Source organism: Streptomyces palmae (genome assembly GCF_004684805.1).
Taxonomy (GTDB): Bacteria; Actinomycetota; Actinomycetes; order Streptomycetales; family Streptomycetaceae; genus Streptomyces; species Streptomyces palmae.
The window spans coordinates 1-9,775 of sequence record NZ_SRID01000269.1 but is presented as its reverse complement, the minus strand read 5'-3'; the positions used below and the strand labels follow the sequence as shown (position 1 = coordinate 9,775).

Here is a 9,775-nt window from a genome sequence, read left to right as displayed (position 1 = left end):
CCCCAGCACTCCCCCGCGAACCCTGGCCCCAGCCCGTATGACGCCCGCCTCGCACGGTCTGATCACCACAGTGTCCGGCCTTCCGCAACAACCTCTGGTCGAACTGACGCTGCCCCGACGCCGACTTACTGACGCCCCGTCAGGCTTTCTCGAGATCACCGAGTCAACCGCTGACAGCGACTCCCCGCGGAGGAACTCGGAGACGAAGCCCCGTCAGGACCAGCAGGTGAAAGCAGACCCTCTCGGCGTCACTGAAACGACGACTACCTCAGCACCCCCAGGACGGGATGCCCGTCGACGCCCCGCCCGCCGACCCACTGGCCCTTCGTGCGGCGCTGGATTACAGCCGCACGGCCGACTGGGCGAAGAGGAGCGTGGGCATCAACTGGGACTGCGCACGAGGGGCTCAAGGATCTTCATGAGAGAAGCCTGGGGCGGTCACTTCGGCATGCGCCGAACCATTGCCCTTGACTGAGCCCGCGGAACAGAGTTAAGGAACGATCGTTCTTGACTGCTCATTCCTAAACTGTGTACGGTCCTTTCATGGGACGACCGAGAGGGTTCAATGAGGCTGACGTGGTCCGGTCGGCGGCGAAGCTCTTCGCCACCCGGACCTACGACGGCACATCCGTCGACGACCTGGTGTCACACCTCGGGGTGCACCGCAACAGCCTGTACAAGACGTTCGGCAGCAAACGCGGGCTCTACCTGGCCGCACTGAAGTGGTCACTGGACCACGAGGTCGCCGCTGTGGCCGAGCGCCTCGCCCAAGCGGGCGGCCACGTGGCGGAAACGCGGGAGATCGCAGCCGACGCGGTCACCGGAACAGCACTGGACCTGGTCCTGCTGGCAGCGGTCGAACGGGCACCGGTGGACGCCGAGGTGGCACGACTGGTCGGCGAGGCGTTCGCCACGTTGGACAGGGCATTCGGCGACGCGGGTCGCGTGGCCGACAACGGTGAGGCCACCACTGTTCCCGCGGCGACGACCGCACTCCTCATCGGGCTTCGCACACGGGCCAGGTCCGGCACAACCGACACCGACATCGCCCAGGTCGGCGCCGCCCTGGCACAGCACCTCGGCCGACCCTGACACTCCCACAGCAAGGAAGCACTCATGGCACACGTCAGCATCGACAACGGCAACCTGATCGTGGAGATCGAGGGACTGGACAAACTCTGGGCGCTCAAGAGCCGCCTGACCATTCCACTGGCACACGTGCGCGGCGCCACAGCCGACCCCGGGATCGCCAAGGAGCCCAAGGGGCTCCGATCCCCTGGCACCCATGTCCCGGGCATCGTCACCGCCGGCACCTTTCACGTCGATGGCGAACGGGTCTTCTGGGACGTCCGCGACCCGGCCAAGGCAGTGGTCATCCAACTGGCCGACGAGCGATACGCCCGACTCGTGATCCAGGTCCTCGATCCCCGGGCGACGGTGGCACTGGTCGAAGACGCCCTGCCCGACTGACCCCGCCTTCGCACACGTCGAGCCCGCCGCTCTCCGCGGTGACGCGGCGGGCGGTGACAGAGAGGAAAGGAGAAGGAAACTCGTGACCGACGAGACGGTAGGCATCGACAGCAACGGCTGTTCACTGGCCGGGACGTTCACCGAGGCAGCCAACCCCGTCGCCGCCCTGTTGATCCCCGGATCCGGCCGGGTGAACCGCGATTCGGACGTACGGCTGCCCGGTGGACCGATGCTCAGGACGGGAGTCACCCGTGCTGTCGCGGAGGCCCTGGGAAAGGCGCGAGTGTCGACACTGCGCTACGACAAGCGCGGCGTCGGGGACAGCGGCGGAGACTTCCTGCGAGCCGGGATGGATGATGGGCTGGCTGATGCACAAGCCGCCCTCACCTGGCTGGCAGACCGGACCGCCGGCCTTCCCCTCCTGATCGTCGGACACAGCGAGGGCGCCTGGTACGCGGCACAACTCGCCGCTGACCCCCACGTGGCCGGAGTGGTCCTGCTCTCCGCCGCCGCGCGGCCCGGCGGCGACATCCTTGCCTGGCAGGCCGAGCAACTGGCCACCAGGTTGCCCCTGCCGGTCAAACTCGCCCTGCGGGTGTTGCGAACGAACGTCCACCGCCTCCAGCGCAGGAATCTGGAGAGGATCACAACCTCCGGTGACGCCGAGATGCGCCTTCAGGGACAGCGCGTCAACGCGCGGTGGACCCGTGACTTCGTCGCCTACGACCCGGCGCCTGCGCTCGCCCGGATCGCGGTTCCGGTCCTCGCGATCACAGGTGGCGGCGATCTCCAGGTCCCACCCGAGGATGTCGACACCATCGCCCGCCTGGTGCACGGCCCCTTCCAAGGCCACATCGTGGCCGACCTCAACCACCTCTTCCGGCCGGACCCGCGATCGCTGGGCCCCAAAGGCTACCGGCGCGCCATCAGGCAGCCGGTGAACACCCAGGTCCTGGAACTCCTCAGCACATGGGTGGCCCACCAATGGGGCCCCCGGGCGCGCCGGGCACCGACGACAACACCCTGGTCAGCGACCGCATCCACCAGGAGATAGAGCGTGGTGTCTCCGCCCGTGCCGGCGTGGCCGAGACGGTGTGCCGCACGGCACCGGCTGCGGTGGCGGCCGGCCTGGGGCTCGCCGGTTCCTTCCCCCTCCTCGCAGCCAGCCCGGCTCCGCGCACGCAGGAGACCGGAACCGTCACCGCCTTCGGCGTCCTGCTGTCCCCCTTCATCGTGTCGGTCGTCCCGGTATCGGCCCTCGCGGCTCTGCCAGGCAGAGGCTTGGATGGCCGCTCCACGCCAGCGAGCCGGCGGCACCACATCCTCGGTACCGGCCGCAAGGGGCAGGCCAGCACCAGGTGGCTCAGCACTGACAGCCGGCGGATGAGCGCTCCCCCGCGGGCCACCTTCGCCGCGTCCCGGCTCACCGCGCCGAAGCGCGGATCAGCTCGCCGCCCCTCCGAGGAATCGGGACACAGCACGCGACACGCGCCCACCTCTGCCACCGTGAGGCACTCCCCAAGCTCCACCCGGCACGCCCGGACGTACCCGGAGACACGAAGCCGTATGTCCGGCGAGCACGAGGAACGTGGGCACGGTGACGGGCGCGGTGACGGCCGGTCCCGCCCTCTTGGGCCAGACCGCCACGATGGCCACGGCCCCAAGGCGTCACTGCCATCGCCCGTCGCTGCGTGGTAGGCGGTGCTCGGCGGCCTCCCCGTGAGGCCAGGGTGCTCAGCCGTGTGCGAGCCGAGACGCCGCGCCCGATGGCCGGCTACCGATGGTGCGGGTGGTGGGGCGGTGGCGGGATGGTCTCCGTGCTGGGTGTCTCCTCCGGCCAGATGAGCAGGATGGGGCAGGGGGCGTGGTCGACGATGAAGCGGCTGGCGGGGCCGAGGCTGCGTGGCCCCAGGTGGGTGCGGTCGCCGTCGCGGGCGAGGATGAGTAGATCGGCACCTTCAACGGCGGCCACGACCTCCCGTTCGATGCGGCCGCGACGCTCGATGCGAGTGCACGGGCGTCCCAGCCGCTCCGCCGCGGCGCCCAGGAGGTGTTCGCCGGCCGCGGCGGCGAGGTTTTCCACCTCGGTGCCAGGGTCGCGCTCGGGGCGCGCGCGTCCCAGCAGTCCGGCGTAGGCGCCGTGGGCGGCGCCGGGTACGTCAGATCCCGTGACGTGCAGCAGCACGATGTCGGTGTCCTCGGGTGCGTGAGTCCGGGCGGCGTCGACGCACGCCGCCCAGGTGCCTTCGACGATCCAGGCGATGACGGTCACGGTTCAGCCTCCGATCACGTGGAGCGAGACCCACAATGCCACCACTGCGAGCAGCAAGGCGGTGGGCACGGCGAGAGCCCCCAGGCGGGTGAACTCGCCCAGGTCTACGTCGGTGTCGTGTTCGCGCACGATGCGCCGCCACAGCAGGGTGGCCAGGGAGCCTGCGTAGGTGAGGTTCGGGCCGATGTTCACACCGAGCAGCACCGCCAGGACGGCGCCGGGCCCGGTGGGGGCGGTCAGCGGCAGCAGCACCAGGACGGCAGGCAGGTTGTTGATGACGTTGGCCAGTACGGCGGCCAGGGCGGCGATACCCAGCAGCGCGGGCAGGCCGGTGCTGTCGGGCACGATGTGCCCGAGCGCGTCGGCCAGGCCGTTGTCGACGACCGCACGGACCACGATGCCCAGGGCCAGGACGAACGCGCAGAACGGCAGCGCCGCTGCGCGCACGATCGCGGTGGGGGTGGAGCGGCGCTGGGCAAGGGCCCGTCCGGCCAGCACGGCTGCGCCTGCCGTTGCCGCCCACGCCGGGTTGATCCCGAACACGGAGGTCACCACGAAGCCGACCAGGGTGCAGGCCACCGTGGCCAGGGCGAACACCGGCACCTCGCGCGGCTCGGGGGTGGGTGGTGCCTGAGCCCCGGCGTCCAGGTCGGTGGCGAAGAAGCGGCGGATCACCACGTACTCGGCGCCGATGGCCGCCAGCCAGGGCAGCACCATCAGGGCGGCGAAGCGGGTGAAGCTCAGACCGCTGGCGGCGAACGCCAGCAGGTTGGTGAGGTTGGAGACCGGCAGCAGCAGCGAGGCGGTGTTCGACAGATGGGTGCAGGCATACACATGCGGTTTGGCGCGGGCGCCGAGCCGGGCGGCGGTGGCGAACACCACCGGGGTCAGCAGGACCACTGTGGCGTCCAGGCTCAGTACCGCCGTGATCAGCGAGGCCACCGCGAACACCTGGACCAGCAGCCGGCGCGAGCTGCCGGCAGCCTTGCGGGCCATCCACGCGCCGCAGGCGTGGAACAGGCCCTCGTCGTCGCACAGCTGGGCCAGGACCAGGACCGCGGCGAGGAAGGCGATGACTGGTCCCAGCCGGGCGGCCTCGGCCGCCGCGTGGTGCAGGGAGATCGCGCCGGTGGCGATGACCACCCCGGCGGCGGGGACTGCCACGACAGCCTCCGGCCAGCCCCAGGGGCGGATCACCGCGCAGGCAAGGACTGCCACCAGGAGGGCGGCGGAGAGTGTCTCTGCGAGCAGGGCGTTCAGGGCTGGTGCCTTTCTGAGAGGAGATCGCAGCGTCGCTGGTGATTCTCCCGGTGCCGGGCGGGCCAGCGTTCTTCCCACGCTGCAACAGCAGCGGAGACATTCGCCTGGAACGCCGGCGCCGCATCGGCCAGGCTCTCTACGCCGTCATCGTCGAGGCATACGTCGACCGAGAGTCCCCCGCAGCGTTGACGACCTGGTCAAGGCCCCGGGCGCGAACACCGGCATGACGGCACGACGGACACTGCGGACACCGCATCGAAGCCTCCACAGTGCGCAGGTCCGGCTCGGGCGCTCCGGGTCACCCGAGCAGCCCAGCCGGTGCATACCAGGACGGCGGGTTCTCGCCCCGCGCCCTGTCCCTTGAGGCGTTCCGCCGCTGTTGGCGGCATGCGGTTTGGATGGCCAGGGGCGAGTCAGCCATGCCCCATTCCCCGGCGGTCAGCGTCATCGGCGAGTGCGCAGAGGGCGGCCGGACCCCGGTCGAGGCGGTCCAGCAGGCCGGTGGTGGTAACGGCCTGGACCGAGGTCTGCCAGGGGTAGGCGAGCCCTGCCGGCGTGACCGCCGCCCGACGCCCGCTGTCGGCAGCACCGCGTGGCCAAGGCGGCCGACGGACTCGGCCCGCCCGGACCGGCGTGCGACCGGTCATCTCGTGGCCGTCGAGCGCCCGAACGAATGTCCGTGAGCGGAACCGCGACCCGCGATCGCTGTGCCCGCGGCTCGCCGTCGCCGTCGACGACGGCGACGGCGGCAACGGCGACGGCGGCGACGGCGGACGCGAAACCATCCGGCGTCCTGGGACGGCGCGAGGGAGGGATCAGCGGCAGGAGAGGGAGCGAAGTGCTCCCCAGGCGGTCAACAGGGCCACCGCGAATACGATGACGTTACCGATGATGTGGGGATATTCACCTCGGGTGGCATGCACGACCGCGCCGCCGGCCATGACGCAGGCAAGGCCGGCCGCGGCGACCGGGGTGAGCACCGGGGCGATGTTCGTGGCGCGGGGAAGGATCAGCCCCACCGCACCAAGTACCTCCAGCGCTCCGATCACTTTGATCGTCTCGGGACGGAAGTCCACGACCCACGGCATGAGGGGAACCATGGCGTCCGGGGACATGACCAGCTTCATCCCGCCGGCGGCAGTGAACAGTACGGCGAGGAGGGCTTGAGCGACCCACAGGACGACGGGCACGGCACACACTCATTCCATAAGTGAAGGGAACCCTGCGGTTGTTGTGGCGCTCAAGGTATCAGAACCGCAGGGGTCACTTCACTTGTAGGATCCGGGCCATGGGATTCGAGCAGAGCCGAAGGCTGCGCAGGGACGCCGAGGACAACCGGCAACGCATCATGGCGGCTGCCCGCACCGTGTTCGCCGAGCGCGGGCTGAGTGCGCCCCTGGAGGACGTCGCGCGACAGGCCGAAGTCAACATCGCCACGCTCTACCGGCGTTTCCCCGAACGGGAAGCCCTGATCGAGGCGGTGCTGGCCGACCGCATGACCGAACTGGCCCGCCTCGCCGAGGAGGCAATGCACATCCCCGACCCCTGGGAAGGCTTCAAGGGCTTCGTCGAGCGCATCTGCGCCATGCAGGCCGCCGACCGCGCCGTCACCGAGGCCTTCACCGCCTGCTTCCCCGACTCTCCGGCCATGGAAGAGCCACGTTCCCGCGCCATAGAAGCACTCGACGCCCTGATCCACCGCGCACAGCGCCAAAACCGCCTGCGCCCCGAGATCACCAGCAGCGACGTCATCCTGTTCCTGATGGCCAACACCGGCGTACTGTCCTCCACCCGCCACGCCGCCCCCGGCGCCTGGCAGCGCCTGGTCTCCCTGCTGCTCGACTCCTGCAGCCCCGAAGGGCCCACGTCGCCGCTGCCGCCCGTTCCCGGCCCCGAGGAACTTCATGACGCGATGCTCGCCGCACGGCCGCGTCGCTGATCAAAGTCCGATACGCCCCTGCCGGGCGGTGCCGTGCTGCCCGCCAGTCCCAGGTTCGCCGCCCGGGGGTGTCGGCGTCCGGCCGGAGCCGCCCGCCATCCGGTCCTCGGCCCCGGTGTCAGCCGCGCCGCCTCCCGGCCCGCCCCCGGCCCGCGCCGGCGCTGTGCCCGCGCCGGCCCGTCCGGGCAGCGGTTCTGCCGCCCGCCGCGTTGGCCGGCAGGGCACCGAGCAGCCGCAGGCGTTCCTCATCCTGCGGACCCCCGGGCCGCACCTCCGGATCGAAGAGCGGCTCGGACCCCAGAGCGCCCCAGCAAGTCGACCGTGCACGTCTCACCGCCACCGAAATCCCCTGTCACGGGGAAGTGACACGCCTTCTATTCCCGGCTGCCGGAGAACAGCAGCTCGGCCAGCTCCCGGAACACATCTTCGGGATCCCGGCCGGCCACCGGCTCCCGCAGGTTCTCGCTCAGCAGCAGAGTGGCGAACCCATGAGCGAGCGACCAGGCGGCGATCCCCGCGAGCCGGGCATCCTCGCCACGTCGGCGTTCCGGTACCGCACCGATCCCGGCTTGCAGCTCGGCACCGGCCCGGGCACGGGCGGCGAGCAGGGCAGCGTCATCACCACGCAGCAGGTCCGGGTGGAACATGACCTGGAAGTGCGCGGGATGATCGACCCCGAACCGGACATAGCGCACTCCGCGTTCGCGCAGATCGGCCGCGCCGGCGAGGGCGTCCGCCAGTAGCTCATAGCCCTCCGCGGCGATCGCGGTGAGCAGCCCCGTGCGGTCCTTGAAGTGGTGGGCGGGCGCCGCGTGCGAGACGCCCGCGCGACGGGCGAGATCGCGCAGGCTCAGGGCGCCAGGCCCCTCAGCGGCGATCACCTCGAGGGCTGCGGTCAGGACGGCGCGGCGCAGATCGCCGTGATGGTACGAGCTGCTCTTGGTGGCGTGACCGTATCGAGACACCCGAGCTGGCCGAGGCCGCCGCCCTGGCCCGCCGTGCCGCCGAGGCCGCCGGGCACGCGGGCCGACCACTCGCCGCCGCCAATGCGGCGCAGCCCTGGCCGGACGCCCCGCACCTGATGCTCTGGCAGGCCGCGACGATCCTGCGCGAGCACCGCGGGGACGGCCATCTCGCAGCGCTGCTGATCGCGGGACTCGACCCGGTGGAGTCACTGGTGTCGTTCGCGGCAATCGGGGCAGCGCCCGAGGAGACGTTCGAGAGCCGGGGCTGGAGCAAGAAGGAGTGGTCCGCAGCGCGCGAACGGCTGGTCGGGCGCGGCCTGCTGGAGCCGGACGGCACAGCGACCGACGCGGGGCGCGCGCTGCGCGCCGAGGTCGAGCGTCATACGGACGAGCTGGCGGCAGCGCCCTGGCAGGCACTGGGCCTGGCCGACACGGACCGGCTCAGCGACCTGCTCAGCGACCTGCTGGGGGACTACTGGCTCGCGGTCATCGGGTCGGGAATGCTGCCGGGAACGAACACGCTGGGAATCGGCAAGGTGTGACGTCACCACCCGGCGGACCTGGGCAGCGGTGACCTCGGCGACATCGTCATCAGGGCCGAGGCGGACCGCATGCGTCGTCACCGGCGGACGCCTCACCGGCCGGCCGCCCGACGGCGGCCTGGACCGCGGTTACCGTCCCTGAAGGCCGAGCATGAGCTGTGCATGCTCAGCCTTGGGGAACGGCCGGCTGGACCGCGTACAGCTTCTTTTTGTTGGCGACGTAGACGACTCCGTCGGCCGCGACCGGGCCCCATGCGCCTTCGCCGATGGTGAATTTCTGGACCGTCTTGCCCGTCCGCGCGTCCACGGCATGCAGTGTTCCGTCCCAGGCGCAGACGCAGAGGACCTTGCCGACGATCAGTGGCGAGCTGATCTGACCTTTCGGTGAGAACTTCCAGATCCGCATGCCGGTTTTCGCGTCCAGCGAGTACAGGTTTCCGTTCTGCGATCCATCGAAATCATGAGTGGTGACGTAGACGACACCGTCGGCGATCGCCGCGGGCGTCATTCCGGCATCGGTTTCGACGGTGAACTCCCAGGCTTTCTTCCCGGACTTCCTCTCCAGTGCGAACAGTGAATGGTTGCCGTTGCCGGCATACAGAAGGCGGCCGGACGCCATCAGTGCGGAAGCGGTATCGGAGAAGTATCCGACGACATCCGATGTCCAGATCTCCCTACCGGATTTCGCGTTCACCGCGTGCACCTGGTCCGCGCCCGTGCTCTTGGCGTACACGATGCCGTCGGACACCGCGGTGAGCGGCACCGACGCAAGTACGTCAGCCGTGTGTACCGTCCAGCTCTGTTTTCCGGTCCGCACGTTCACCGCGTGCAGGACCCCGTTGTCGCCGCCGGCGCAGACGACATCTCCGACCAGCGTGGGGTGCGCCCCTCCGCCACCGGTGAAGAATCTCCAGATCTGCTTTCCCGTCCTCGCGTCCACCGCGTACAGGACACCGTCCTTGCTGCCCAGGTAGACCACGTCGCCGGCCACCACCGGCGACGAACTCAATTGGCCGATGATGGTGAAATCCCAGATCTTCCTTCCGGTTCCCGTGTCGACCGCATGCACGACCCCGCCCTCCCAGTCGCTGGCGTAGGCGGTGCTGCCGAAGACCGTCGGTGAAGACAATCCGGTGCCGACGGTCGACTTCCAGACCTGTTTGCCGGTCTTCGCGTCCACCGCATAGACGGTTCGGTCGCTGCAGACGTAGACCACACCGTCGGAAACCGTCGGATAGGACAGATCGGCTGCACCGGGAGTGAATTCCCAGAGGAATCCCGGGGGGAGGGTTTTCGACGGGGAGGACGTGGCGGCGGAGGGCCTGGG

The 9,775-nt window shown here is 70.1% G+C and carries 10 protein-coding genes and 2 pseudogenes; 7 read left to right on the top strand and 5 right to left on the bottom strand.

From position 1 onward, the window contains the following. Positions 1-543 precede the first annotated feature (543 nt). The 4 genes from E4099_RS23360 to E4099_RS35245 all read left to right on the top strand — a co-directional run bounded on the left by E4099_RS23360 (position 544) and on the right by E4099_RS35245 (position 3,168). Positions 544-1,092 (top strand): TetR/AcrR family transcriptional regulator, encoded by a 549-nt coding sequence (locus E4099_RS23360; protein ID WP_135341082.1) that lies wholly within the window; start codon positions 544-546, stop codon positions 1,090-1,092. 24 nt (positions 1,093-1,116) lie between these two features. Then, positions 1,117-1,470, top strand: coding sequence for a hypothetical protein (locus E4099_RS23355; RefSeq protein ID WP_135341081.1), 354 nt, complete (start codon positions 1,117-1,119; stop codon positions 1,468-1,470). Positions 1,471-1,552: 82 nt separating this feature from the next. Continuing rightward, complete coding sequence (locus E4099_RS23350) at positions 1,553-2,524, top strand: alpha/beta hydrolase (RefSeq protein WP_135341080.1); 972 nt, start codon at positions 1,553-1,555, stop codon at positions 2,522-2,524. Next, on the top strand, positions 2,440-3,168 hold the full coding sequence (locus tag E4099_RS35245; RefSeq protein ID WP_135341079.1) for an MMPL family transporter: 729 nt from the start codon (positions 2,440-2,442) through the stop codon (positions 3,166-3,168). The genes E4099_RS23350 and E4099_RS35245 overlap by 85 nt, the downstream gene beginning before the upstream one ends. Positions 3,169-3,244: 76 nt before the next feature. Here E4099_RS35245 and E4099_RS23340 read toward each other — a convergent pair whose 3' ends face one another. Together E4099_RS23340 and E4099_RS23335 are read right to left on the bottom strand one after the other, a co-directional pair. Next, the gene (locus E4099_RS23340) at positions 3,245-3,742 is read right to left on the bottom strand and encodes a universal stress protein (protein WP_135341078.1); all 498 of its coding nucleotides are present in this window, start codon (positions 3,740-3,742) and stop codon (positions 3,245-3,247) included. A gap of 3 nt (positions 3,743-3,745) precedes the next feature. Continuing rightward, positions 3,746-5,002 (bottom strand): SLC13 family permease, encoded by a 1,257-nt coding sequence (locus E4099_RS23335; protein ID WP_135341083.1) that lies wholly within the window; start codon positions 5,000-5,002, stop codon positions 3,746-3,748. Between the two features lie 104 nt (positions 5,003-5,106). Here E4099_RS23335 and E4099_RS35240 point away from each other — a divergent pair. After that, a pseudogene (locus E4099_RS35240) lies at positions 5,107-5,249 on the top strand (IS256 family transposase); the annotation flags it as partial. 568 nt (positions 5,250-5,817) lie between these two features. Here the strand turns inward: E4099_RS35240 and E4099_RS23325 are convergent. Continuing rightward, positions 5,818-6,192: a DoxX family protein gene (locus E4099_RS23325; RefSeq protein WP_135341077.1), complete on the bottom strand. Its 375-nt coding sequence runs from the start codon at positions 6,190-6,192 to the stop codon at positions 5,818-5,820. A 98-nt stretch (positions 6,193-6,290) separates the two neighbouring features. On the opposite strand from E4099_RS23325, the gene E4099_RS23320 reads away from it, so the two are divergent. After that, entirely contained in the window at positions 6,291-6,941 is a 651-nt protein-coding gene (locus E4099_RS23320) for a TetR/AcrR family transcriptional regulator (protein ID WP_135341076.1), read from the top strand. 374 nt (positions 6,942-7,315) lie between these two features. Here the strand turns inward: E4099_RS23320 and E4099_RS23315 are convergent, their stop codons facing one another. Next, positions 7,316-7,906 (bottom strand): TetR/AcrR family transcriptional regulator, encoded by a 591-nt coding sequence (locus E4099_RS23315; RefSeq protein ID WP_135341075.1) that lies wholly within the window; start codon positions 7,904-7,906, stop codon positions 7,316-7,318. Here E4099_RS23315 and E4099_RS23310 point away from each other — a divergent pair. Beyond that, positions 7,891-8,448 (top strand): annotated as a pseudogene (locus tag E4099_RS23310) (SCO6745 family protein); the annotation flags it as partial. The gene E4099_RS23315 and the pseudogene E4099_RS23310 sit on opposite strands and share 16 nt — an antisense overlap. 166 nt (positions 8,449-8,614) lie before the next feature. Here the strand turns inward: E4099_RS23310 and E4099_RS23305 are convergent. After that, positions 8,615-9,775, bottom strand: a 1,161-nt coding sequence (locus tag E4099_RS23305; RefSeq protein WP_135341074.1) for an outer membrane protein assembly factor BamB family protein, incomplete at its 5' end; no start/stop codon positions are given.

Excerpts from the sequence above, each read along its gene's own strand:
- E4099_RS23320 (WP_135341076.1), top strand. The coding sequence starts at position 6,291 with ATGGGATTCGAGCAGAGCCGAAGGCTGCGCAGGGACGCCGAGGACAAC.
- E4099_RS23360 (WP_135341082.1), top strand. The coding sequence starts at position 544 with ATGGGACGACCGAGAGGGTTCAATGAGGCTGACGTGGTCCGGTCGGCG.
- E4099_RS23355 (WP_135341081.1), top strand. The coding sequence starts at position 1,117 with ATGGCACACGTCAGCATCGACAACGGCAACCTGATCGTGGAGATCGAG.
- E4099_RS35245 (WP_135341079.1), top strand. The coding sequence starts at position 2,440 with ATGGGTGGCCCACCAATGGGGCCCCCGGGCGCGCCGGGCACCGACGAC.